Below are 23475 nucleotides of genomic sequence, written 5' to 3'. Positions count from 1 at the left end.
AGCTTTGATGGCCGTTCACTGACAGACCGCGTCCGAAACGCTGATCGAATTCGGCTTCGAGGCGTCCACACTCGGCGGTAGTTGATACCGCACCGCGCACCGCTGCTCGGGTGCATCGCCCCATTTCACGTTCAACGTGCCGGCATCGGCCTTGAGGCCTGTCGCGATGATGCGGCTGCCTTGCGCCACCGTGCCCACCGTGTGGCTTTCGCCATCGAACACTTCGGCACCGAACGGCAAGGGCTTGCCATCGGCTTGCATGACCCGCATAACGGCCGGCTTACCGAGGTTCTCCGTTTCGAACTGCACGCGCACGACTGCTCCAGCCGTAGGCGCGGTGCGCTGCACAGTGGACTTCAGCGAAACGTTGATCGGCAGGCCCTTCGGATCGAGTTCGATGTCATTGTTCGAATACGGCTGGATGCCGGATACGACCGCATGTCCCCAGCGATCGACACGCAAGCCCGCGCCGCTCGCCAGTCTGGCGCCCGCCGCGTCCTTGGCCTCGATGACGGCCACGGTGTCGCCCATGTTCGGCGTGAATGCGACGCCGTTGCGCCACGCCACCACACCGCCCGACACGCCTGCGCCGACCTGCGAATAATTCCGCCCGACGCTCGCGTTCGCCGTGAGCAACGCAAACGGCGACACATAGCCGATGTTGCCGCCTGCGCCGACCGAGCCGCTTTCGTCGTGGCCGCCGTCGGTGAGGGTCGCATTGACGCCATAGCTGAATGCATTGTCCACGCCCAGCGTCCCGGTGACGGACTGCTGAATCGTTGAGCGGCCGTCGCTCGTGTCGTGCTGGAAGTTGGTCGACGACAACGGTGCATGCGCGCCGAAGCCGAGCGGGATCGACATGTTCAGCATGATCCGGTTGTCCCACCGGTTCGTGTTCACCTGATACTGCCGCACCAGTGACGCGCCATACGTCATGCGTTTCCAGCTGTTGTTGTAGCCGATCTGGAACTGCGTATCGTGGTCGGAGCGATTCCAGTAAGTCTGCAACGAGCCCATCGCGTAGATAGCGCCGTATCGTCCGCCCTCGCCGAGGCTCTGATTCAGCACGAACTGCAAGCGCGACTTCTGAAGCGAAGTCATCAAACCCGGCTGATGATCCTCGTTGAGTTGCCGCATCATCATCGCGTCGGGCAGCGTGAAGAAGCCGTTCGTCGAATAGCGGTACGCCGCGATCGCAATGTTCGTGTTCGTCGGTTCGAAGAGGCGTGAATAGCTGAGCCGAACGCTGGCGCCGTTACGCGTGCCGTAGCCCTTGAAACTGGCGATCGCATCTGTCACATCGAGGCCGAACGCGCCGACGCTCGTATTCAGCGCCGCACCGATCATCGACGAGAAGTACATGTCGGCGCCGGTCACGCCGCCGTAGAGCGTCAACAGATTGTTGATGCCGCGCTGCACGGTGAACTGCGACACGAACGGATGAATATCGATGGTCGGATCGCGATACTGGCCGACCATCGCGCTGTAACGCAGCACTCCCGGACGCAGCGCATTCACCGCCGCCGCGTACGGCACGGTCGAGATATGCTGCGAGCCGTCGGCTTCGGTCACGATGATATCGAGGTTGCCGCCGTAACCCGTCGGGTACAGATCGTCGATCTCGAATGCGCCGGGCGCGACCGTCGTTTCGTAGATGATGTTGCCGTTCTGCCGGACCTGCACCCGCGCATTGCTGTTCGCGATGCCGCGCACCACCGGCGCATAGCCACGCTGCGACTCCGGGTACATACGATCGTCGGTGGCAAGCGTCACGCCGCGCACACCGAAGCTGTCGAACAACGCGCCATCGGTAAAGGTGTCGCCGACCGTGAACTGGCTCTTGATGTCCTTGAACGCACGCTGCGCGTACGTCTGCACGTTCTGATAGTGCTGCCCCGTGATGTTGTTGTGCGTCAGGTTGCCCTGGTACCGGAACCGCCAGGCACCCACGTTGACACCACCGATCAGCCCGAGATACTGGGAATCGTTCGCGTACCCGCCGGCCGAGCTGTGATAGACGTTCGCGTTGTATTGCAACGTGGCGGCGTTGATGCCGTCGTCCCAGTATTTAGGATCAACATAGCCGCGCGCCCGTGTGCTCATGGCGATCTGCGGAATGCTGACATCGAGACGTTGCTCGCCGCCGTCGAACACCGCTGTCGCGTTCGGAATCAGATCTTCCACCGTCAGGCACGCATTGCCAGCCGATTCCAGCTTGGCGGCGGATTCCGGCGACAGCTTGCGCAGATCCACGCCGAACCGCTCGAGCAGGTCGGTAGTGACGCACGCCTGCACCGAGCCCGGATGCTGCGCGGAATCGCGAATGTCGACGTCGAATTTTCCACGCCATACGTTATTGACGTAGGTATCCGCGCGATACGTCCCCGGCAACACAGGTTGTCCGTTGTTGAACCGCGAGATGTCCAGCTTCTCGCCGCCACCCGACTCCAGGAATTGCTCGTTGAACTGCACGGGCCCCGGCTGCTGAGAAGCGTCTGCCCATGCGTGCCCGCTAACGCCCATGACGGCGAAGGCCTGGATGGCGAGCAACGTGACCGGCTTCAATCGCATGCCGGACATATGCGCGCTGTAGGAGTGCGTTTTCATTTAGTTATACCAACTATTCGAAGACAGCATGCCCCGGCATGCTGCGTGGTATGCGAGCTAGTACATCTTTACCGGATCATTGCGGCGCGCAGAATGCGCATCCGCCCATGATGGAACGACGCGGCGACGGGATTTCGCGTCTCAGGGCGCGAGCTTCGCGTCGCCGGCTTGAGGTCCGCCGTAGTCGTTGATTGCCGTGTAGTGAACTTTCGCGCCGGCTGCGGGCAACTCGCCCTTCACGGGGAAAGCTTTGCTTTCGCCCGGTCCGACCATCCCGCCGTCGGTGAACGCTGCGATGTGCGCGCCGTCGGTGACTTCGATACGGTCGAACGATACGTGATACTGAGTGGGGTTATCCGCCACGATCAGATTTTTCCCGCCCTCGTGTTTCAAATGCCAGACGATGCCATCCGGCGCGTCGGTAGCCTGCCCTTTGAGCCCCGTCGGGCGATAAAAGAACTTGATACGCGTCCGAAACGCCAACTGCAGCTGATTGGCGCTGGCTTCGTCGCCCGTAGGCTTCGGCGGCACTTCCAGCACGTTCAGGTAGAGCACCGTCTCCTTGTCTCCCGGCATCGGCTCGCCGGTGGACATGATGCGCAACGTCTGCGACTTGCCCGGATCGATACGCATCATCGGCGGATTGATCGTGAACGGCACGTCGATGGTGTCGGGCTTCGCGTCGGCATCGCCCTTGTCGATCCATACCTTCGTGAGCCCCGGCAGCTTGCCGTTGTTCGTCAGCTTGACAGTGACTTCGGAATCGCCTTGGTTGTACACGACACGTGTGCCGGCGATGACAACTGACGCGTGGGCCTGCTGTCCAACGCTCTGGATGGCGACAAGCAGCACGGCGGCGGAGACGAGTCGGTGGAAGATTTTCATGTTGACGACGAATTGCACAACGAAGCACGGATTCAAAGTGAGGCGGACTTTCGCCCGCCTCTTGCACCGGAACTTCACAACCGGAAGTTCCGCTTTCGCGACACCGCTTACTGGTAGTCGATGCTGTATACGACGGACGAGTTCGCCGCGCCTGCGCTCGTTGCGCCGGTCGCATAGTAGCGGACCATGTAGTTCAGCGTGGCAGCGCCGGACGAGATGTCAGCCGGCTTCGAGTTCTGAAGATCACGCGAGTAACCCGCCTTGATCTGCGATGCATCCTGGTTCAGCAGTTCGAGCTTGACGTTCTGCGCGCCGCCGGTCGCAACCATCAGACGGCCATCCGCCGGATCGACGGTGGTACCCGCTTCATAGAACACCGACGCCTTGCTGGTGCTCGTCACCGGTGCACAGTTCGTCAGCGCGATGTTGTAGGACGTGGAGCCCGCGGTGTCGCCCAAAGCTTTGAGGTTCGACGTCGAGACCGTCGGAAGCGTGACCGTAAAGTTCTTCGACGACGTGCCGTTGCCGTTGATCGTGCAGGTGGTGGCAGTGAGCGCGCCATTGAAGTTGATGGTGCCGTCGGATGCGAACGCACCGCCAGCGGCGAGACCCATAACGGCGGCCATCAGTGCCGAGACAAGGGATTTCTTCATTTTTAGGACTCCAGTTAGTTTTAAAAAATCGGTTTCATTTGGAGTGTGGCGCCGCATGCAGTTGCCGCTTCGACCACCCTTGACGCCCGATCACGCATCTCGTCCACCCGGACGCTGTCGCGAAGACAGCCTGGGGCACGGCCCTCGGTTTAGCTTTGTCCCAGCCAGTTGAACTTCCACGATTCTGAATGGAACCTGTAACAAACTAAACCCGATTATTCTTATTTTCGTAAGGCCTCTTTAATAATTGATTCGGAGTATCGATACTAGAAGAATGCCTGCCTGACGGCAAAATTAAGGGCGTGCCGAGGTGCAGATCGATGCCGGCCAGCGTGACCCGGGAAAGGTCATCGCTGGCGGTGAGAGGAGAGTGGATCGCGCTATGAAAAGTGCGTCGGGCCAGTGCGCAATACGCCCGAGTACGCTGAATTTCGCTGAGAACGCTAGCCGCACGCGCCGATTTCCCCGCATGCGGTGCAGAAATCGCAACCGTCCTTGCGAATGACGGCGTTCGCGCCGCAAGTCGCGCATTTGCGCCCGTGCATCAGCGCGAGGCCGCTCGCGTCGTTCGCATCGCTGGCGGATGCATCGGGTGGATCGGAGTCATCGGCTGCGACTTCGTCATCCACCGTCAACGCGCGCACCGGCTGCGCGCTCTCGGTGCGCCTTTTAGCCAGCACGCGCGAAGGCACCTGATTGCCTTCTGCGTCGAGAAATCCACGGCGATGAAGAATCTGCTGAATCGCGTAGGCAAGCGCCGCGACTTCCGAGTCATGCCAACGCGGACTGCGATGACCGTCGATCCGCTCGACATCGCCAAGACGCACTTGCCCGCGATCCCACGATACCTTGCGCATATCCTGCAGCGTGCGCGCCGCAAATCCGCCGCGCGCGGCGAGCGAAAGCGAACGCATCGTCGCGGTGATCCATTGCTGCGATTCGTCGCGCTGTCCTGTTGGAATGAAGAACTCGATGGGACGCTCGATCGTCACGTCCTCGCCTGCAATGCGCCCCGTCACTTCGATGAACGACACCGCCAGATAAAGCGACTTCTTTCCCGCCTGCGTCAGATATTCGACCTTCTCGATGATCGCGGGCAACTCGCCGCGCGGCCGATGATCGATTGCGATGCGCAACGGATCGAGGTCCAGCTCGGGATCAGGCGAATCGCTCGGCGTCTCTTGCGGCGTCACGGACAGCACCGCGCCGAGCGTTTCGTTCGGGCGATACGTCGCGAGACCCTTGAGGCCGCGTCGCCATGCTTCGAAGTAAAGGTCCTGAAACTTGTCGAACGGATAATCCGCCGGCACGTTCACCGTCTTCGAGATCGACGTATCGACGAAAGGCTGCACGGCCGCCATCATTTCGAGGTGATCGTGCGCGGACATTTGCAGCGCGTTCACGAAGTAGTCCGGCAATGCGTTCACATCGCCGCCCATCTCGCGATACAAACGGTATGCGTGATCCTCGACGGCAAAGGTCTGACGCGAGCCGTCCGCCATGCGCTTCGTGCGCTGATACGTCCATGAAAACGCGGGCTCGATACCGTTCGAAGCATTGTCCGCGAACGCAAGACTCACGGTGCCTGTCGGCGCAATGGAAAGCAGGTGACTGTTGCGGATGCCATGAAGACGAATGGCACTCTTGATATCGTCGGGAAGGCGCGAAGCGAACGTCCCTTCCTCGAGATAACGCTTCGCATCGAAGAGCGGAAACGAGCCGCGCTCGCGCGCCAGTTCGACCGATGCGCGATACGCTTCATCGCGCATCGTGCGGCCCACGCGCGCCGCGAAATCGCGGCCTTCTTGCGTGTCGTAACGAAGCCCGAGCATCACGAGGGTGTCGCCGAGGCCCGTGAAGCCCACGCCGATGCGACGCTTCGCCTGCGCCTCGCGCGCCTGTTCCGGAAGCGGCCAGAGCGTGACGTCGAGCACGTCATCGAGGAAACGCACTTGCGTTCTAGTTGCGCGGGCGAGTCCGTCCCAGTCGAAGCTGGGCACGCCGCCGCGCATCTGCGCGAATGGATCGAGCACCAGTCGCGTGAGATTGATCGGACCGAGATTGCAGCAGCCGTATGCGGGCAACGGCTGCTCGCCGCATGGATTCGTCGCGCGAATGGATTCGACCGCGCGCAGATTGTTGTCCCCGTTCATGCGCGAAATGAACACGACGCCCGGCTCCGCGACATCGTAAGTAGAACGCATGATCGTGTTCCACACTTCGCGCGCCTCGACCTCGCGATACACCCATAGGCCGTCTTCGCGTTGCCGAATATCCGCCGATGTCCGCTGCGCCGGCGACGGCTCGGCCTTGTGCACGAGTTGCCACGTTGCACCGTCGGCGACGGCCTGCATGAATTCGTCGCTGACCGCGACCGACACGTTGAAGTTGTTCCAGCGCCCCTTCGTATGCTTCGCCGCGATGAATTCGAGCAGGTCCGGATGCGTGCAATCGAGAATGCCCATCTGCGCGCCGCGACGTGCGCCCGCGCTTTCGACCGTGCGGCACGATGCATCGAAGACATCCATGTAGCTGCACGGTCCCGACGCGGCCGAGCCCGTCGAATGCACGCGCGCGCCACGCGGACGGATTGCCGAGAAGTTATATCCCACGCCGCCGCCGCGTCGCATTGTTTCGGCTGCTTGCAGAAGCGCCACGTAGATGCCCGGCAGGCCGTTGTCGTCGACGCCCTGGATCGCATCGCCCACGGGCTGCACGAAGCAGTTGATGAGCGTGGCGTCGATGCCCGCGCCCGCCGCGCTCATGATGCGTCCGGCGCCCAGCGCGCCGCGTTTGAAGTTGTCGACGAACTCCGCTTCGACCTTCGCACGCAATTCGGCGGGCTCAGCAAGGGCCACGCCACGCGCGACGCGTCGATGAATGTCTTCCACGCGCGTCTCGTCGCCCTTGGCATATTTTTCGAGCATCACGTCGATGGAAAATTGCTGCGGAGCGAGCGCGGTGCTCGGATTGTCTTCGGCCATGTCTATTCCTCTGGAATGTCGCGGGCTTGCCGTCGTTCGCAAACACGATGCCCGACGATAGCGCGATTTCACTGCGCTCGCTACGGAACGGCTAAACTCGCTTGACCTGCTCCGACTCACATGACTCTATAACCATCGCATGAATTCGCCGCATCCGCCGTTCTTCGGCATTTCGGGCCGCTCCGGTCAGGGGAAGACCACGTTGATCGAAGCGTTGTTACCCTGGTTTCGCGCGCACGGCCTCACGGTCAACGTGATCAAGCATAGTCATCATTCCATCGAACTCGAGCCGCCTGGAAAGGACAGTGCGCGCTTTCGCCGCGCGGGGGCGGGTGAAGTGTTGATCGCTTCGCCATATCGCTACGCAATCGTCCATGAATTGAACGATGAAGCCGAGCCGCCGCTCGCCACGCTCGCCGCGCGTCTTTCGCATGCCGACTTCGTGATCGTCGAAGGTTTCGCGCGCGAAGCCATGCCACGGCTCGAAGTGGTGCGGCCTTCGGTTTCCAGAGAGCCGCTCTACAAGACCGATCTGGAAATTCTTGCAGTCGCGACCGACAACGCGACCGCGCTCGATACGACGCTTCCCGTCTTGCCACTGAACGACATCCCGCGCATTGGCGCATTCATCTGCGAAACGCTCGGCATTGCATTGAATGGTTAAGCGAGCCGCGCAAGCAGTTCTTGATGCTGCGGATACCGCGCTTGCAATTCCCCCGGCGCGGCCAATGCGAACTCACTGAATTCGAAGCCTGGCGCAACGGTGCAGCCGACCAGCGCCGCGCCCGATGCATCGCGGCATTCGGCGGCGAACCAGTCGCCGGCTTTCACGACGGCCTGGAATGCGGTGCCCGCACGCACGAGCGCGTTCCCTAACCGATGCGTATGCAGCGTACCGCTTGCATCGAGCACATGCACGTCGACAGGATCGCCGGCATAGAAATGCCAGACTTCATCGGAGCGAATACGATGCCACGCCGAATGCGCGCCATCGCAAAGAAGAAAATAAATGGCGGTGGAAGCGGCGCGCGTTTCATTCGATCCATCGCGCATCACGCGTTGATCCGCACGATACGTCTCGCGGAAATAGCCGCCTTCCGGATGCGGTTGCAATTGCAGGCGCGCGATCAGCGCGTGACTGTCGATGGTGTCAGGCATTCTCACTCCTTGTTTGCAAGAGCCTTTGCGATTCGCGTATTCTGCATGCTCATGCTGCAGACAGATCTTCATGCAACCACCGGAATCGCGCAAACATGACTCTTTCTTCAACCTTGCAGAAAGCCTTTGCGCCGACTGGCGTGCTGCGCGCATCGATCAATCTCGGCAATCCGATTCTCGCTCATCGCAATGCGTCAGACGGTGAACCCGGCGGCGTATCGGTGGATATCGCGCGCGAGCTGGCGTCGCGGCTAGGCGTCGGCATCACGTTCAGCGCCTTCGATACCGCCGCGAAATCCGTCGAAACGGTCACGAACGAAGCGGCCGATATCGGCTTCTTCGCCATCGATCCGCTGCGTGGCGCGGGTATCGCCTTCACGGCTCCGTACGTGCTGATCGAGGGCTACTATCTCGTGCGCGATGACTCGCCCCTGACGCGTAACGACGAAGTGGACCGCGAAGGCAACCGCATCATGGTCGGCAAGGGCAGCGCGTATGACCTGTTTCTCACGCGCGAAACAAAGCGCGCGCAGATCGTGCGGACGGAGTCGTCGCAAGCGGTCGTCGAAGCGTTCCTGCGCGATGGCCTCGAAGTCGCGGCAGGCGTCAAACAGCAATTGGAAGCCGATGCCGCGCGCACACCGGGCCTGCGCCTTCTCGACCAACGCTTCATGGTTATTCAACAGGCGATGGGCCTTCCCAAGAGCCGTGGCGATGAGGCCGCGCACTTTCTCAGGGAATTTGTCGAGGACGTGAAGCGCTCGGGCTTCGTCGCAAGCGCGCTGTCGCGCCACGGCATCAAGGGCGCGTCGGTTGCGCCGCCTTCGCAGGCGTGACATGTCCGACGTTACGTTATCCGTCACTGACTGGATCGACGAATCGTTCGAGGCGGATGTCGCGGGCGGGCTCGCCGCGTTCAACGCGTCGCAACTCGGACCGAGCGGGCATCGGGACTTGGCCGTATCGCTCTATGTCGGCGACGATTTCGTCGGCGGCCTTGCCGGATTCACCGCGTGGGACTGGCTTTTCGTCAAATGGCTATGGATTCGCGAAGATATGCGCGGCCGCGGGCTTGCGGCACGCGCACTGGAAGCTGCGGAACTGGAAGCGAAACAACGCGGCTGCCGCGCCGCCTGGCTCGACACGCTCAACGCGCAAGCGCGTAATCTTTACGCGCGCTGCGGCTATGAGGCGTTTGGTGAACTCGAGGATTTCCATAGCGGCCGGTCCCGCTATTTCATGCAAAAGCGCTTCTGACGAAGGAAATACCGTCGCGAATTAACGCATTTTCTCCAAGCGTCTTACATTTTTTTGTCGGCGATGCTCAAGCCTGTATCCTCGCTGCCGTTAGCCCGGTAGGAACGATTGCTTGAACAACGACCCGGACCGCCGGCAAGGCGGCCGCAACGCCCTTGGAAAGAATGGCCTGGAGCGCCGATGAGTGTGTTTTCCGCATATAACGCGACGCCGGGTTCGGCTTCCGCCGCGGCCGATACGGCTTTGACGGATGTGACGGAAGTGACCGATGCGCAGCCTGTCGAAGCGCTGCTGCGCGATGCCGCGTCGATCAACTGCTGCCGCGAATGGGCGTGGTATCGCGCGGGCGAGCAGTTGCATCTTGCACATCGTGGCGACGCGCCGTTGCATTGGCCGCGCAGTATCCCGGAAGAAGGGTTCGAAGCGCAGTGCGCCGCGCATGGCTGGCATCGCTGGCCGACCGGGCGCAGTGAAGGCGTGCTCGGCTGGCTGCTCGCGCCGGCCGTGCATAAACACAACAGAGAGCTAGCCAGCCTCGCGCGGCGTCTTGGCGAACGCGTACAAGCCGAGGCATTGGCGCGCGCGCAACTGACACAGCGCGTGCTGTATGAAATCGCCTATCTGGCCAGCTCAGTGCGCGACCGCGCCGAATTCTTGCGTTGCGTGCATGAACGGCTTGGCACGCTCATCGATGCGGAAAATTTTTATCTCGCGCTCTATGACCGCAAGACCGGCAAAATTACTTACCCGTATTACGTCGACGTCATTGATACCGATGTACTCGAAGCCGACAATTACGACATTCTCGATCCTTCGCATCTTTCGATGACCGGCCGCGTGCTGACGAGCGGTCAACCGCTTTTCGTCACGCGCGCCGACATCAACGCCGCCGAACGCGAGGGGCGCTTCTTTTGCTTTGGCGACCGCCCCGAGTTCTGGATGGGCGCGCCGCTCAAGAACGCATCCGACGAAGTGTTCGGCATGCTGGCCATGCAGGTCTACGAGGTGTCGCGCATTTATACCGCCGAAGATCGCGCGCTATTTCTCGTCGTCGCGCGGCACGTGGCGATGGCGCTCGACCGCATCTTGCACCGTGCGGATCTCGAAGAGCAGGTCGCGCGGCGCACGTCCGAACTCTCGCAACTCAACGCGGCCTTGCGTCATGGCATTGCGGAGCGGGAGCGTTCCGAACACTTGCAGGCAGCGCTTTACCAGATCGCGGAATTGTCGAGCCGTCCCGGCGACATGATGGAGTTTTTTCGCAGCTTGCACGGCATCGTCGGCGAATTGCTCTATGCGCGCAATTTCTACATCGCCTTGTTCGAAACCGAAACGGGCGAGGTTTCGTTCCCTTATTACGTCGATGAAATCGTGCAGGAACGCCCTGATCCGCGACGCGGCCAGCGCGGACTCACGGAATATGTCATCAGCGAACGGCGCGCGCGGCTGATCGATCATCCTGAAGCGATGCGCCTCATAGATGAAGGCGCGTTCGAAACGGAAACGGGCAGCGTGCGGCTGCGTTCATGGCTCGGCATTCCGCTTTTCGATGGCGATGTCGTGCGCGGCGTGCTTGCCGTGCAAAGTTACTCGCCGCTCGTGCGTTATTCGTTGCGCGACCAGGAATTGCTTACGTTTGTATCGCGCCATATCGACACGGCCCTTTCGCGCCGCCGCGATGCAGAAGCCTTGCACGCGGCCAATCTCGAACTCGAGGCCCGCGTGCAGGCCCGCACGCACGAACTCGACGAAGCCAACGCGCGTCTTCTCCACGAAAACGCTCATGACTCGCTGACCGGCCTGCCTAACCGCAGTCATCTCATGCAGCGGCTTTGCGGCGCATGGAACGACTATCGGACGCGCGGCCAGGAACTCTCGGTGATGTTCATCGACCTGGACCGCTTCAAGGTCGTGAACGACAGCCTCGGGCATCACTTTGGCGACATGCTGCTCGTGCAGGCCGCCGCGCGCTTGCGCGATTGCGTGCGCTCGACGGACCTGCTTGCGCGTCTCGGCGGCGACGAGTTCGCCGTGCTATCTGCAAACGCGCCGGTGCAGGACGCTGTAGGCATCGCCAAGCGTATTCTCGCTGCATTCGATTTGCCGTTTCACATCGAGGAACACGTCGTATTTTCGTCGTGCAGTATCGGCATCGTCACGGCGGACAGTCAGTTTCATACCGAGCCTGTCGACCTTTTGCGCGATGCGGATACGGCCATGTATCGCGTGAAGAATGCGGGACGCGACAGCTTTGTCGTGTTCAATCAGGAATTGCGGCGTGAAGTGTCGGATCAGGTGGAACGCGAAGGCGCGCTGCGCAATGCAATGAAGCGCGACGACGAATTGCTGCCCTATTTTCAGCCTATCGTCGATGTAAAGAGCGGTGAAATCGTCGCACTCGAAGCACTCATACGCTGGCGTCAGGCGGATGGAAGCATCGTGGGGCCCGGGCAGTTCTTGCCCTCGGTGGAAGGGCTTCGACTCATCGGCCGGCTCGATCTTTATATGCTCGAACGCGTCGCCGCCATTCTCTCAAATGCGCATTACGCGCATTGGCCGCCGGTGCATGTGAATTGTTCGAGCTACAGCATGACGCGGCCCGAATTCGCGGATGACGTGCTTTCACTGCTGCGGCGTTATCGCGTTTCACCATCACGTCTGTGCCTCGAACTGACCGAAGGCGCGCTGGTCGCCGAGCCCGATCTCGCACGCCGCACCATGCAGCGGCTTGCCGATAACGGCATGTCCGTGGTCCTCGACGATTTCGGCTCGGGGTTTTCATCGCTGAGCTATGTGCACCAATATCAGTTCAGCGGCTTGAAGATCGACAAGTCATTCATTCTGGAACTGACTGAAAGCGCACGCAGCCGCGCAATCGTCCGGGCGATCGTGCGCATGGCGGAGTCACTGGACTTGACGCTGGTTGCGGAAGGTGTCGAAGACGCAGCAACCCTCGCCGTGCTGCGCGAGATGGGCGCGGCACAGGCGCAAGGCTATTTCTTCGATCACCCTCTTCCGCTCGACGCGCTCACGCGGACGTCCCTCGCGCCGCGCACGACGAACAACGCAGCGTTATAGACGCTGGCTGACGCTCACGGCATGCCGCCCATCGACGGCGAAATGATGCTGCCCGGCTCGCCGCCGATTTGCGTGCCATCGCTCGCAGCGGCGCGAGTCGATAGGGGCGCGTGATCGGTCTTGCACGTCTCGATGCTATCGCTGCCCAGGCATTGCTGGAAAGCGTCGGCTCTATCCTTGCTGTCGAACGTATAGATGGTGTTCTCTATCTTGACCTCGGTGTCCGATAAGCGGTCTGCGGCTATGGTCATGTGCCTTTCCTCCTTTTCTTCGTTACTCACTCACGCGTCGCAGCATCAATCGCGCCCGCAGATGGCATGGCCGTTGCTGCCCTTCAAGCGTTTGCGAAGTAATCGTCACATCGAACAAGGAGGCGTTATGTCCCAACATCCCGCGCATTCGCAAGATCAACGGCACGAGGACGAACCGCGCATGGAAGACGTTGCCCGCGCGCTCAAGGGCGCCGAGTATCCAATGGGCAAAGAGAAATTGATGGCGCTGGCAGAACGCAACGGCGCGGACGGCGAGATTCTCGCGCTGCTCAGGAAGATGCGCGATCACAACTACGACAGCGACGCGGCAGTGCTGCGCGAAGCCTCGCGCGCCGAATGATCACCCAAACGAGGAAATGCAATGGCTCAAACTCCCGAAGCGCCCGACACGCACGACAAGCCGCGCGCGCCGGGCGGCAATGATCTGAACAACATCAGCGAAGACGAAGCCGACAGGGTAATCCCTCGACCCGGCGAAGCGTTGGAGCGTGATGAGGCAACGGATCCGGACAAACTACGCATTAACCCTGATGACTCGGGAAACCGTCCAAGGCCGCTATAAAAAAATTAAATGAACGTGTACGCAATTTCCAATCATGCAAGCGACAAAGTCCGCTAGGATTTAAGGGCGTCGATTTGGGGGCGCAGTTTTGCACGGCGCTTGCAGGAGATCACTGCGCAACGGCCCGGCATCCGTCAGGTCACTTATCGCACAAGGAGGCTTTATGAAGTGGGAAACCCCTAGCTTCACCGATATGCGTTTTGGCTTTGAAATCACGATGTATATTGCCACCCGCTAATCGGCATAAAGAAGCGGCCGCGATGAGCGGCCGCTTTGCTTTTGGCTTGCAGTTGCTAACGTTTCAATTTCCGCGCGGCGGTATGTTCTGCTGCGTACTCTCTTGCGCGTCTTGCGGTCCCAGACCGCCCTTTCCCGGCGGGTCCGGCCGATCGCCCGAGCCGAGCGGCACCTCTGCCGTCTGATGAGGATGCTGATCCAAACGCCTGTTTTCCGGCTGGACTTCACCTGCATTCGGTTGCCGCACGCCTTGCTTGGGGTCGCCGCCTGTAGCTGCGCCCGGTCCCGGCAGATTGCCTATCGATCCGCCGCCGCTTGCTCCGCTGCCCGCTTCGCCGAGCGGCTTGTCCGTACTCCCTGGTCCTTCCAAGCGATCGTCAGTGCCCATTGCATGCCTCCTGTCGAATTGATTGACGGAATGTGAGCAACGGGCATTCCACTTCATGCCACGCGTCAAAAGCCAAGGCCCGCGCAAAGGCGGGCCTCGTTACGGCGACTGACTCGAGCCTTAGTGAGTCAGCCAGTGACAGTCGAGCCGATCACTTCGTTAGCCACGGCATCGACCGCCTGCTTCACGACGCCGACGATCTCATCCACTTCTGCGCGCGTCGTGACCAGCGGCGGCGCGAAGCCGAGGATATCGCCATGCGGCATGGCGCGCGCAATCACGCCGCGTTCGAGCGCCGCGGCTGACACCTTCGGGCCGACTTTCAACGCGGCATCGAAAGGCTTGCGGCCTTCCTTGTCCGCCATGAATTCGAGCGCTGCAAGCATGCCCGCGCCGCGCACTTCACCGACGAGCGGATGCGCGTCGAATGCAGCGTGCAATTGCGCATTCAAATAGTCGCCCACATCCGCCGCATTTTGCGTGAGATTTTCGCGTTCGAGGATATCGAGGTTCGCCAGCGCTGCGGCAGCACAAATCGGGTGGCCCGAGTAGGTCCAGCCGTGACCCATTGCGCCGTATTCCTGCGAGCCTTTCTCGATCACGTCCCATACGCGCTCATGCACGATGACGCCCGACAGCGGCGCATACGCGCTCGTCAGACCCTTTGCAACCGTGATGAGATCCGGGTTGATGCCGAAATGCTGCGCACCCATCTTCGAGCCAAGACGACCGAAACCGCACACCACTTCGTCGGAAATGAGCAGGATGTCGTGCTTCCTGAGCACTTGCTGGATGGCTTCCCAGTAGCCTTGGGGCGGCGCAATGATGCCGCCCGTGCCCATGACCGGTTCGGCGATGAATGCGGCGATTGTATCCGCGCCTTCCTTCGCGATCAGCTTCTCCAGTTCTTCGACGCAATACGCAGTAAATTGCGCTTCGCTCATGCCGGCTGGCGCCTTGCGATACCAATGCGGACAGACGGTGTGCTTGACGCGATCGATCGGCAGATCAAAGTTTTGGTGAAAGCTCGGCAAACCGGTCAGGCTACCCGTGACGATGCCCGAACCGTGATAGCCGCGCTCGCGCGAGATAATCTTCTTCTTGTTCGGACGGCCCAGTACGTTGTTGTAGTACCAGACAATCTTGATCTGCGTTTCGTTCGCATCCGATCCCGACATGCCGTAGTACACCTTCTTCATGCCTTCCGGTGACCAGTCGATGATGCGCGACGACAGTTCGATGATCGCATCCGTCGAATGGCCGACATACGTGTGGTAATACGCGAGCTTGTTCGCCTGCTCGTAAATGGCATCGGCGACTTCAGTGCGTCCATAGCCGATATTCACGCAATAAAGGCCGGCGAATGCATCGATATAACGCTTGCCTTGATGATCTTCGATGCGGATGCCCTTGGCGCCCGTCACGATCTTGCCCGGCAATGCGCCACTTGCGTGATCGTGCGCATGCGTCGACGGATGCATGAAGTGCGCGCGGTCTTCAGCGAACTTTTGTTCGAGCGATTGGTTCTGTTGGCTCATGTGCTTCTCCTTGTTCCTTTGCGTATCTTGAGAGTAGTTCGTTCAGGCCGCGCTTGACAGCGGCAGGCCGAGATTGCCCAGGCAAAAATATTTTGTTTCAACGAAAGGTTCAAAGCCTTCCGCACCGCCTTCACGCCCGAGTCCCGAGGCTTTCATGCCGCCAAAGGGAATCGGCGCGCCAGTGAATTTGACGCCGTTGACGGAAACCATCGCGAATTCGAGCCGGCGCACGAGTTGAAAGATCGTGTCGATGCGCGTCGCGCATACATAGGCGGCGAGACCATATTCGGTCTCGTTCGCGCGTTCGACCGCTTCGTCCAGCGTATCGAACGGGGAAATAGCGGAGATAGGCGCGAAGTTCTCTTCGTCGTAGATGCGCATGCCCGCCTTGGCATCCGCGACGACCGTAGGCTCATAGAACCAGCCGCCAAGCGCATGCGGCGTACCGCCTGTCGTGATGCGCGCGCCTTGCGCTTTGGCATCTTCAACGCGTGCGACAGTCGAATCGAATGCGGCTTGATGCATCAGCGGGCCGACATCGACGTTGGCTTCGAATGCGCCTCCCACTTTCAATGCTTTGACCGCTTCCGTATAGCGTTCGACGAATTGCTCATACAGCGGACGCGCCACCAGAATGCGATTCGCCGCACAGCAATCCTGTCCCGACGTCTGAAACTTCGCGCCTACCGCCACGCGCACCGCCTGTTCGAGATCGGCGTCTTCCGTCACGATGAAAGGCGCGTTGCCGCCCAATTCCAGAGCGAGTTTCTTGATGCCCGATGCCGCCGCAGTCTTTGCAACGAGCCCACCCACGCGCGTCGATCCGGTAAAACTCACTGCGCGCACGCGCGTGTCGCTGACCAGCGTTTCCATCGCCATTTGCGGTTCGCCGATGACGACGTTGAACACGCCCGGCGGAAAGCCCGCCTCTTCTGCCAGTTGCGCAAGTGCGATAGCGGAGAACGGTGTCTCGTGCGCGGGCTTGACGACCACCGTGCAGCCCGCCGCGATCGCCGCCGCAGCCTTTCGCGTGATCATCGCGACCGGAAAATTCCAGGGCGTGATGAGCGCCGCGACGCCAACCGGCTCCATGACCGTGCCGAGATGCGCGCCGTCGATGTGCGTCGGGATCGTGCGGCCAGCAAGACGCTTGGCTTCGTTCGCGAACCATTCGACGAAGCTCGCCGCATAGGCAATCTCACCGCGCGATTCCGCAAGCGGCTTGCCTTGTTCGAGCGAGAGAATGCCGGCGAGGTCGGCCTGATGACGCATGATCAACTCATGCCAGCGCAGCAGCAATGCACTGCGCTTTTGCTGCGGCATCCAGCGCCATGACTGAAATGCGCGATCCGCTGCATCGACGGCGCTTTCGATCTGCGCGCGGTCGAGCATCGGCACATGGCCGATCACCTTTTGATCGGCGGGATTGACGACTGCGATGGACGCTGCGCTGTCGCTATGCACCCAGCGATTGTCGATATAGCAAAGCGATTTGAAGAGAATGGGATGACCGAGCAACATGATCGATATTCCTTGCGTGGGCTTTCGTTCGTGATCCGATGAACTCACTTTAAGCCCTTTGCCACTGATGAATTTTTCGTTGTCGGTATCGCGCGATGCGGTTTTTTCTGTTTGCCCGGCAAAACAAAGGCGTTTCTTAAACGTCGATCCAGTCGGGCACGCCATCGCCGCCACGCTTCACGACCTTGGTCACGATATAAGTGAAATATCGCTCGATGCCGAGCTCCTCGACGAGCAGTGAGTCGATGAAGCGCTGATAGTGATCGATATCGCGCGCGACCACATGCAACACATAATCGACGCCGCCGCCCGTGGCAAAGCATTGCACGATCTCATCGGCCTGAGCCACGCGCTCCTCGAAGCGCCGCATGTCCTGCGCGGTATGCCGCGAAAGCGTCACCTCGACGACGATACGGCTGCCCTTCGCCACGGCCGTCCAGTCGATATCCGCGTGATAGCCGCGCACGATGCCGCTTTCTTCGAGCTTCCTGACGCGCTCCCATGCAGGCGAGACCGACAGATTGATCTCTTCCGCAAGGCGCGATTTCGTAATGCGCCCCTCGCGGGCGAGAATACGCAGGATGCCTACGTCGTAGCGGTCGAGTTTCATCGGTCAGATGGCGACAGGTATGTTGCGCTCGACGATATCGGCGACGACGGCAACCGTATCGCCCGTCTGCACGAGGCCGGGGAAATGACGCGCCGCAACGAGTCCCGCGCGCTTCGCACGATATTCGAAAGGCACCGCGCCGGAGCGCGTGATGTCGTAGACGCGCGCGAGCAAATCGCCTTCCTTCACGATATCCCCTAGATCACGGCACATTTCGAGCAAGCCCGCATGCTCGCTGGTCGTATAGCAGGAACCATCGGGCATATCGAGCAAGGTCGTCGTGCGCGCTTCGCCTTTCACAGCTTCCTTGTCGATCACGCCTGCGTATGCGAGAAATCCATATACGCCGCGCTCGGCGATCGCGACGCTTGCGGCGGTGGACGTTCCGCCGCCGCCCAACTCCGTCGATACGAACACCTTGCCTGCTTCTTCCGCTGCGCTGTCGTAAAGGCCGACGCTATCCAGTTCGAGCATGCGCATTGAATACGGCGCACCGAATGCGCGCATCGCGGCTTCGCATCGCGCTTGCTGCGCGGCATCGGGCAATAGATGAATGGCCGCGAACGGCAGAAAGTCGAGCGTGCGGCCGCCCGCGTGAATATCGAGCACGTAGTCCGCAAGCGGCAACAAATGGCGCTGAAAATAGTCCGCGATCTTCTCGGTCACGGTGCCATCGGGCTTGCCGGGAAAACTGCGATTCAAGTTACCCGCATCGATAGGCGACGTGCGCGCGCCCGCCCTGAACGCCGGATAGTTCATGAACGGCACGATGATCACGCGGCCGTTCACGTCCTTCGATTTAAGCGTCGAAGCGAGCTTTGCCAGCGCGATCGGCCCTTCGTATTCGTCGCCATGATTGCCGCCGGTGAGCAGCGCGGTAGGACCATCGCCGCGCTTGATCACGGTGATGGGAATCATCACCGCGCCCCATGCGGAATCGTTGCGCGAGTACGGCAGCTTGAGAAAGCCGTGCTGTTCGCCTTCCGCCTCGAAATCGACGGTCGGGCTGATCGGTGACGCGCGCATCGTGCTACTCCTTCACGAACAGTTTGCGTGGCGTATTGCAGAAGGTCTCGACGCCGGTATCGGTAATCAGGATGCTCTCCGTGATTTCGAGGCCCCAGTCGTCGAGCCACAGGCCCGGCATGAAGTGAAAAGTCATGCCGGGTTCGAGGACGGTCTTGTCCCCTGGACGCAGACTCATCGTGCGCTCGCCCCAGTCCGGCGGATAACTCGCGCCGATGGGATAACCACAGCGGCTGTCCTTTTCAATGCCCGACTTGCGCAGCACGGCGAAGAAAGCATTGGCGATGTCCTCGCATTGATTGCCCGGCTTCGCGGCCGCAAGCCCGGCCTCGATGCCTTCAACCACGGCCTTTTCCGCATCGATGAAATGCTGCGGCGGCTTGCCGAGATACACCGTGCGCGATTGAGGGCAGTGATATCGCTTGAAGCATCCCGCGATTTCGAAGAACGTGCCGGCATTCGCGGTGAATGGCGAATCGTCCCAGGTAAGATGCGGCGCCGCTGCATCGGAACCCGTGGGCAAGAGCGGCACGATGGCCGGATAGTCGCCGCCGTATCCTTCGACGCCGGTGATACCCGCTTCATAAATATGCGCGACGAGATCGCTTTTCTTCATGCCGGGCTCGACCTTGTCGAGAATGCGCGCATGCATCTTCTCGACAATGCGCGCTGCAATGCGCATATATTCGATCTCGCGCGGCGACTTGACGGCGCGTTGCCAGTTGACGAGCGCGGTCGCATCCTTGAACTGCGCATTCGGCAAGTGCTGAACGAGGGACGCATACGCCTTCGCACTGAAGTAGTAATTGTCCATCTCCACGCCGATGCGCTTCTTGTCCCAGCCCCGTGCAGCAATCACTTCGGTGGAGAGGTAATCCATCGGATGACGCACTTGCGATTGCACATAGTGGTCCGGATAGCCGACGATATTGTCATGCCCCATGAACACAGTGCGTTTCGCGCCATTCGCGTCCTGACCGCGGCCGAACCATACCGGCTCGCCTTCCGTCGAAAGCAGCACGCATTGATGCACATAGAACGACCAGCCGTCGTAGCCGGTGAGCCACGCCATGTTGGTCGGATCGGTCACGATCATCAGATCGATGCCCGCCTGCTCCATGGCGCGCCGTGTCTTTGCAATGCGTGCGTCGTACTCAACGCGCTCGAACGGCAAGCGCACGGCAGGCGCTTCGCTTGAGCCCTCTTGCTTGATTTCTGACATCGTCCCCTCTATCAGAGCGTCACATCGTTATGAAAAATGGTCCCAGCCTGCGCTTTGCGCGCACGCTCGAGTGCAAGCGTTGCAATGGCGGTGTCTTGCGCGCCGGTGCCGGTGAGGTCGCACACGGTCACATCGTCATCGCTCGTGCGGCCGGATGCCTGTCCTGCAATGACCTCGCCCAGCTCGGCAAAGGTCGCATCGGCTGCGACGACTCGCGCCTCGATCGCGTGATGGAGCTCGCCGAGCACGCGTGTTTGCTGCAAGCGGTCGCAGACGTAGCGCGCGGCTTTGAATACATCCGGTGCGATTTCGTTCTTGTGCTCCGCGTCCGATCCCATTGCCGTGATATGAAGGCCGGGATGCAGGTCGCGCGCATGAATCAACGGCTCGCGGCTCGGCGTCGTCGTGATGGCGATATCCGCGCGCTTGAGCGCATGGCTCACGCTATCCGCGAGTTCGCATGCAATGCCTCGCACTTCGCAATCACGTGCGTACTGCAGCGCGCGATCGCGTTCACGCGCCCATACGGTCACATGTTCGATGTCGCGCACGAGACGCAGCGCATCAAGCTGCAAACGGGCTTGCTCGCCTGCACCGATGATCGCGACCTGCTTCGCATCGCGCCGTGCAAGCCAACGCGCGGCGACTGCACCAGCCGCTGCGGTACGCACTGCAGTGAGATAGCCGTTATCGAGCAGAACGGCTTCGGTGAGACCGGTACGCGCGGACAACACGAGCATGAGTCCATTGAGACTCGGCAATCCCAGCGATGAGTTGTTGAAGAACCCCGGACTCACTTTGATTGCAAAGCTGGAAAAGCGCGGTAAATAAGCGGTTTTTACGTCGACTTCGCCTGCGTGCTCAGGAATGTCGAGTCGAAGAATGGGCGGCATCGCGACAGCTTCCGTTGCAAGCGAACGAAACGCGGCTTCCACTTGTTCGATCGCGTCGAGATCGAGCGGCACGAGCGTGCGCAAATGCGCTTCGCCCAGGAGAACAGTGGATCGGTCGATGGCGGACATGAATCAGGCTCCGATCAAACGGCGATGCGCGTCGATGTCGATGTTGCAGCCGCTTATGACAATGACGATAGGGTTCGTGCCGCGCGTTTCGACGGCGCGATCGAGCACGGCCGCAATGCCGACCGCCGCCGCGCCTTCGATAACGAGCCGCTCTTCGCGATACGCATGCACGATGCCGCGCGCAATGGACACTTCATCGAGCAACACGACATGGTCGATCAATTCGCGCGTCATGCTGAACGTATGACGGTTATCGAGCCCGATGCCGCCACCGAGCGAATCGGCAAGCGTCTCGAGTTCATCGACGAAGATAGGCTTGCCTGCTGCGAGACTCGCATGCATAGCGGCGCCGCGTTCCATGGATACGCCGATCATCGCGATATCGGGCCGCACACATTTGGCCGCAAACGCAACGCCGCTGAAGAGGCCGCCGCCTGAAAGCGGCACGATGATGGTCGATGCGTCCGGCAGCGTTTCGAGAATTTCAAGGCCTATAGTCGCCTGACCCGCGATCACGCGCGGATCGTCGAAAGGAGGGACATACGCATAGCCTTCCTCTCGCACGAGACGTTGTGCTTCGACTTGCGCATCGTCCTGGCTCTTGCCGCTGATGACGACACGCGCGCCCAGCGCATCGACCGCATCGACCTTGTTTTTGGGCACGAGCGACGACATGCAGACGGCCGCTTCCATCCCGAGCGCGCGTGCAGCATGTGCGACCGCACGTCCATGATTTCCCGTCGATGCCGTCACGACACGCTTGCAGCCTTGTTCGGCGAGTTGAGCAAGTGCATTGGTCGCGCCGCGCAGTTTGAAGCTGCCGGTAGGCTGAACCGTTTCGAGCTTGAGATAAACCGGCACGCCCGCGATGCGCGATAGCGCCATCGATTGCACGAGCGGCGTAGCGACGACGCGCCCTTTAATGCGTTGTCGCGCGCGATAAACATCGGCAAGCGTGAGTTCTGACATGACGCGGTTGCAATCTCGAATGGCAGTGCAACCGAGTCTAATGTCCTAAAAAATCAAATCGCATTGTCCTAGTTCAATCCAGACGATCAAATGAAGTCATGCACGTGCGGATATTGCTCGAATACTTCGCGAATGGTTTCGATCGCCGTGCGGAACGTGGGCTCGTTGACTTCCGCGCCGACGCAAAGGCGCACTGCATTGGGCCTGACCGCACCGCGCACGAGAAACGGATCGGGGGATGTCACCGCGATATTGCGATTGCGCAGCTCGCGCGTGATGCGTTCCGCCTCCCAGGCATCCGGTACGCGCAGCCACGCGGAAAGCGCATTGGGATGACTACCTAGAACGTACTCGCCGAGAATTTCGCGCACGACACTCTGACGCGCCGCCACGCGCTCGCGTTGTATTTGCACGAGCCGTTGCGCGGTGCCATCCATGATCCATCGCGCAGTGACTTCTGCTATCGGCGACGTCGCCATCCAGCTCGACACGCGCAATACGCTTTCGGCACGCAACGCAAGCCGGCGCGGCACCGTCATGAAGCCGGTGCGCAAGCCGCTCAATACGGACTTCGTCATGCTCGTACAGTAGAACGCCAGTTCGGGAATCAGGCTCGCAATAGGCGTTTGGGCTTTGGCGGGCAACGCGCCATAGACATCGTCCTCGATGACGTACACGCCATAGCGCTCGGCGATACGCGCAATCGCACGACGGCGCGAATCGGGCATCACGGCGACAGTGGGATTATTGAGCGTCGGCGTGCAAACGAGCGCGCTCACGCGCTCGCTATCGCAGACTTCCTCGAAATGCTCGGGGCGTATGCCGTGCTCATCTATTTCGAGTCCTTTAAGCGTAAACCCGAGCACGTTAGCGGAGCCGATCACGCCATGATCGGTCAGGCTCTCGCATAAAACGGTGTCTCCTGGGCCGACGATCGAAGCAAGCGCCAGAAATATGCCGTGCGCCACGCCGTTCGTGACGAGCAACGTGTCGACGCTTGCGGGCATGTTGAGCGATTCGAGCCACGTCACACCCGCTTGCCGATGATGCTCGAAGCCCGCAATGGGACGAAACGCGCGTATCCACGGCTGGTCCTCGACCGTCGCGAGCGTCGCGCAGACCTTGCGCCACATGGCGTCGTGCTCGGGCGTATGCACGATCCGCGCGATGGAAAAGTCTACGACGGAGCGCTCGGCGTTATCGAGCATGTAATTGGACATGGTCTCGGTCACGCGCGCCGCGACGAAGCTCCCGCGACCCACTTCACAGCGAATCAGCCCTTGCCGCTCCAGTTCCTTATAGGCATTCGTCACCGTTTGCACGCTGATTTCCAGGTCCGCCGCGACTTCGCGTTGCGGCGGCAAGCGTGCGCCTTCCGCGAGTTCGCCGCTTTCGATATCGCCGGCCATCGCCTTGACGAGCCGCTTGTATTTGGATTGCACGCCCTGCACCGCGCGCACGGCCTCGCGCCATCTTTCGTTCAATT

General features: G+C 60.7%; 22 protein-coding genes. 7 read left to right on the top strand and 15 right to left on the bottom strand.

The window, feature by feature from the left end; translation table 11 throughout:
- Positions 1 to 15 precede the first annotated feature (15 nt).
- From AWB72_RS10370 to AWB72_RS10355, 4 genes are all read right to left on the bottom strand, one after another.
- Positions 16 to 2607, bottom strand: a complete 2592-nt coding sequence (locus AWB72_RS10370; protein ID WP_040052115.1) for a fimbria/pilus outer membrane usher protein — start codon at positions 2605 to 2607, stop codon at positions 16 to 18.
- 141 nt (positions 2608 to 2748) lie between these two features.
- A complete protein-coding gene (locus AWB72_RS10365; protein ID WP_040052334.1) occupies positions 2749 to 3492 on the bottom strand; it encodes a fimbria/pilus periplasmic chaperone in 744 nt (247 codons plus the stop codon).
- Between the two features lie 107 nt (positions 3493 to 3599).
- Positions 3600 to 4145: a fimbrial protein gene (locus AWB72_RS10360; protein ID WP_040052114.1), complete on the bottom strand. Its 546-nt coding sequence runs from the start codon at positions 4143 to 4145 to the stop codon at positions 3600 to 3602.
- Between the two features lie 443 nt (positions 4146 to 4588).
- Positions 4589 to 7129 carry an adenosylcobalamin-dependent ribonucleoside-diphosphate reductase gene (locus tag AWB72_RS10355; protein ID WP_040052113.1) on the bottom strand — a complete coding sequence of 847 codons (2541 nt, stop codon included), beginning with the start codon at positions 7127 to 7129 and terminating at the stop codon, positions 4589 to 4591.
- 139 nt (positions 7130 to 7268) lie between these two features.
- Between AWB72_RS10355 and mobB the strand changes: the two genes are divergently transcribed.
- A complete protein-coding gene (gene mobB, locus AWB72_RS10350) occupies positions 7269 to 7793 on the top strand; it encodes a molybdopterin-guanine dinucleotide biosynthesis protein B (protein ID WP_040052112.1) in 525 nt (174 codons plus the stop codon).
- Here mobB and AWB72_RS10345 read toward each other — a convergent pair.
- The gene (locus AWB72_RS10345) at positions 7790 to 8287 is read right to left on the bottom strand and encodes a cupin domain-containing protein (protein WP_040052111.1); all 498 of its coding nucleotides are present in this window, start codon (positions 8285 to 8287) and stop codon (positions 7790 to 7792) included. The two genes, mobB and AWB72_RS10345, sit on opposite strands and share 4 nt — an antisense overlap.
- Before the next feature lie 95 nt (positions 8288 to 8382).
- Between AWB72_RS10345 and AWB72_RS10340 the strand changes: the two genes are divergently transcribed.
- The 3 genes from AWB72_RS10340 to AWB72_RS10330 all read left to right on the top strand — a co-directional run bounded on the left by AWB72_RS10340 (position 8383) and on the right by AWB72_RS10330 (position 12622).
- A complete protein-coding gene (locus AWB72_RS10340; protein WP_040052110.1) occupies positions 8383 to 9123 on the top strand; it encodes an ABC transporter substrate-binding protein in 741 nt (246 codons plus the stop codon).
- 1 nt (position 9124) lies between these two features.
- A complete protein-coding gene (locus AWB72_RS10335; protein WP_040052109.1) occupies positions 9125 to 9544 on the top strand; it encodes a GNAT family N-acetyltransferase in 420 nt (139 codons plus the stop codon).
- 180 nt (positions 9545 to 9724) lie between these two features.
- The gene (locus tag AWB72_RS10330; RefSeq protein WP_040052108.1) at positions 9725 to 12622 is read left to right on the top strand and encodes a sensor domain-containing phosphodiesterase; all 2898 of its coding nucleotides are present in this window, start codon (positions 9725 to 9727) and stop codon (positions 12620 to 12622) included.
- A gap of 14 nt (positions 12623 to 12636) precedes the next feature.
- On the opposite strand, the gene AWB72_RS10325 is transcribed toward AWB72_RS10330, so the two are convergent.
- Positions 12637 to 12873: a hypothetical protein gene (locus AWB72_RS10325; protein WP_040052333.1), complete on the bottom strand. Its 237-nt coding sequence runs from the start codon at positions 12871 to 12873 to the stop codon at positions 12637 to 12639.
- A 127-nt stretch (positions 12874 to 13000) separates the two neighbouring features.
- On the opposite strand from AWB72_RS10325, the gene AWB72_RS10320 reads away from it, so the two are divergent.
- The 3 genes from AWB72_RS10320 to pqqA all read left to right on the top strand — a co-directional run bounded on the left by AWB72_RS10320 (position 13001) and on the right by pqqA (position 13694).
- The gene (locus tag AWB72_RS10320) at positions 13001 to 13234 is read left to right on the top strand and encodes a DUF2795 domain-containing protein (protein ID WP_040052107.1); all 234 of its coding nucleotides are present in this window, start codon (positions 13001 to 13003) and stop codon (positions 13232 to 13234) included.
- A gap of 21 nt (positions 13235 to 13255) precedes the next feature.
- Positions 13256 to 13456 carry a hypothetical protein gene (locus AWB72_RS28480; RefSeq protein WP_143754607.1) on the top strand — a complete coding sequence of 67 codons (201 nt, stop codon included), beginning with the start codon at positions 13256 to 13258 and terminating at the stop codon, positions 13454 to 13456.
- Between the two features lie 163 nt (positions 13457 to 13619).
- Complete coding sequence (gene pqqA / locus AWB72_RS29650; protein ID WP_008353049.1) at positions 13620 to 13694, top strand: pyrroloquinoline quinone precursor peptide PqqA; 75 nt, start codon at positions 13620 to 13622, stop codon at positions 13692 to 13694.
- A 63-nt stretch (positions 13695 to 13757) separates the two neighbouring features.
- Here pqqA and AWB72_RS10310 read toward each other — a convergent pair whose 3' ends face one another.
- The 9 genes from AWB72_RS10310 to ehuR form a co-directional block, all read right to left on the bottom strand.
- A complete protein-coding gene (locus AWB72_RS10310; protein WP_052450031.1) occupies positions 13758 to 14081 on the bottom strand; it encodes a hypothetical protein in 324 nt (107 codons plus the stop codon).
- Between the two features lie 128 nt (positions 14082 to 14209).
- Complete coding sequence (locus tag AWB72_RS10305; RefSeq protein WP_040052106.1) at positions 14210 to 15619, bottom strand: aspartate aminotransferase family protein; 1410 nt, start codon at positions 15617 to 15619, stop codon at positions 14210 to 14212.
- Positions 15620 to 15661: 42 nt separating this feature from the next.
- Positions 15662 to 17140: an NAD-dependent succinate-semialdehyde dehydrogenase gene (locus AWB72_RS10300; RefSeq protein ID WP_040052105.1), complete on the bottom strand. Its 1479-nt coding sequence runs from the start codon at positions 17138 to 17140 to the stop codon at positions 15662 to 15664.
- A gap of 136 nt (positions 17141 to 17276) precedes the next feature.
- Complete coding sequence (locus tag AWB72_RS10295) at positions 17277 to 17750, bottom strand: Lrp/AsnC family transcriptional regulator (protein WP_040052104.1); 474 nt, start codon at positions 17748 to 17750, stop codon at positions 17277 to 17279.
- A gap of 3 nt (positions 17751 to 17753) precedes the next feature.
- A complete protein-coding gene (doeB, locus tag AWB72_RS10290) occupies positions 17754 to 18776 on the bottom strand; it encodes a N(2)-acetyl-L-2,4-diaminobutanoate deacetylase DoeB (RefSeq protein WP_040052103.1) in 1023 nt (340 codons plus the stop codon).
- A 4-nt stretch (positions 18777 to 18780) separates the two neighbouring features.
- Positions 18781 to 19998 carry an ectoine hydrolase DoeA gene (gene doeA, locus AWB72_RS10285; RefSeq protein WP_040052102.1) on the bottom strand — a complete coding sequence of 406 codons (1218 nt, stop codon included), beginning with the start codon at positions 19996 to 19998 and terminating at the stop codon, positions 18781 to 18783.
- An 11-nt stretch (positions 19999 to 20009) separates the two neighbouring features.
- The gene (locus AWB72_RS10280; RefSeq protein WP_040052101.1) at positions 20010 to 21020 is read right to left on the bottom strand and encodes a cyclodeaminase; all 1011 of its coding nucleotides are present in this window, start codon (positions 21018 to 21020) and stop codon (positions 20010 to 20012) included.
- Positions 21021 to 21023: 3 nt separating this feature from the next.
- The gene (gene eutB, locus AWB72_RS10275) at positions 21024 to 21989 is read right to left on the bottom strand and encodes a hydroxyectoine utilization dehydratase EutB (RefSeq protein WP_040052100.1); all 966 of its coding nucleotides are present in this window, start codon (positions 21987 to 21989) and stop codon (positions 21024 to 21026) included.
- Between the two features lie 86 nt (positions 21990 to 22075).
- Entirely contained in the window at positions 22076 to 23473 is a 1398-nt protein-coding gene (gene ehuR / locus AWB72_RS10270; protein WP_040052099.1) for a MocR-like ectoine utilization transcription factor EhuR, read from the bottom strand.
- Between the last annotated feature and the right edge of the window lie 2 nt (positions 23474 to 23475).

Source organism: Caballeronia concitans, assembly GCF_001544615.1.
GTDB lineage: Bacteria > Pseudomonadota > Gammaproteobacteria > Burkholderiales > Burkholderiaceae > Caballeronia > Caballeronia concitans.
This window is presented reverse-complemented; position numbering and strand designations above follow the sequence as displayed.

What these genes read in the sequence shown, in the direction of transcription:
- AWB72_RS10370 (WP_040052115.1), bottom strand. Translation starts at nt 2,607, where the DNA reads ATGAAAACGCACTCCTACAGCGCGCATATGTCCGGCATGCGATTGAAG.
- AWB72_RS10305 (WP_040052106.1), bottom strand. Translation starts at nt 15,619, where the DNA reads ATGAGCCAACAGAACCAATCGCTCGAACAAAAGTTCGCTGAAGACCGC.
- AWB72_RS10325 (WP_040052333.1), bottom strand. Translation starts at nt 12,873, where the DNA reads ATGACCATAGCCGCAGACCGCTTATCGGACACCGAGGTCAAGATAGAG.
- AWB72_RS10310 (WP_052450031.1), bottom strand. Translation starts at nt 14,081, where the DNA reads ATGGGCACTGACGATCGCTTGGAAGGACCAGGGAGTACGGACAAGCCG.
- doeB (WP_040052103.1), bottom strand. Translation starts at nt 18,776, where the DNA reads ATGCGCGCGTCACCGATCAGCCCGACCGTCGATTTCGAGGCGGAAGGC.
- AWB72_RS10330 (WP_040052108.1), top strand. Translation starts at nt 9,725, where the DNA reads ATGAGTGTGTTTTCCGCATATAACGCGACGCCGGGTTCGGCTTCCGCC.
- AWB72_RS10335 (WP_040052109.1), top strand. Translation starts at nt 9,125, where the DNA reads ATGTCCGACGTTACGTTATCCGTCACTGACTGGATCGACGAATCGTTC.
- AWB72_RS28480 (WP_143754607.1), top strand. Translation starts at nt 13,256, where the DNA reads ATGGCTCAAACTCCCGAAGCGCCCGACACGCACGACAAGCCGCGCGCG.
- AWB72_RS10300 (WP_040052105.1), bottom strand. Translation starts at nt 17,140, where the DNA reads ATGTTGCTCGGTCATCCCATTCTCTTCAAATCGCTTTGCTATATCGAC.
- AWB72_RS10365 (WP_040052334.1), bottom strand. Translation starts at nt 3,492, where the DNA reads ATGAAAATCTTCCACCGACTCGTCTCCGCCGCCGTGCTGCTTGTCGCC.
- AWB72_RS10295 (WP_040052104.1), bottom strand. Translation starts at nt 17,750, where the DNA reads ATGAAACTCGACCGCTACGACGTAGGCATCCTGCGTATTCTCGCCCGC.
- AWB72_RS10280 (WP_040052101.1), bottom strand. Translation starts at nt 21,020, where the DNA reads ATGTCCGCCATCGACCGATCCACTGTTCTCCTGGGCGAAGCGCATTTG.
- eutB (WP_040052100.1), bottom strand. Translation starts at nt 21,989, where the DNA reads ATGTCAGAACTCACGCTTGCCGATGTTTATCGCGCGCGACAACGCATT.
- AWB72_RS10355 (WP_040052113.1), bottom strand. Translation starts at nt 7,129, where the DNA reads ATGGCCGAAGACAATCCGAGCACCGCGCTCGCTCCGCAGCAATTTTCC.
- AWB72_RS10360 (WP_040052114.1), bottom strand. Translation starts at nt 4,145, where the DNA reads ATGAAGAAATCCCTTGTCTCGGCACTGATGGCCGCCGTTATGGGTCTC.
- doeA (WP_040052102.1), bottom strand. Translation starts at nt 19,998, where the DNA reads ATGTCAGAAATCAAGCAAGAGGGCTCAAGCGAAGCGCCTGCCGTGCGC.
- AWB72_RS10320 (WP_040052107.1), top strand. Translation starts at nt 13,001, where the DNA reads ATGTCCCAACATCCCGCGCATTCGCAAGATCAACGGCACGAGGACGAA.
- AWB72_RS10345 (WP_040052111.1), bottom strand. Translation starts at nt 8,287, where the DNA reads ATGCCTGACACCATCGACAGTCACGCGCTGATCGCGCGCCTGCAATTG.
- AWB72_RS10340 (WP_040052110.1), top strand. Translation starts at nt 8,383, where the DNA reads ATGACTCTTTCTTCAACCTTGCAGAAAGCCTTTGCGCCGACTGGCGTG.
- mobB (WP_040052112.1), top strand. Translation starts at nt 7,269, where the DNA reads ATGAATTCGCCGCATCCGCCGTTCTTCGGCATTTCGGGCCGCTCCGGT.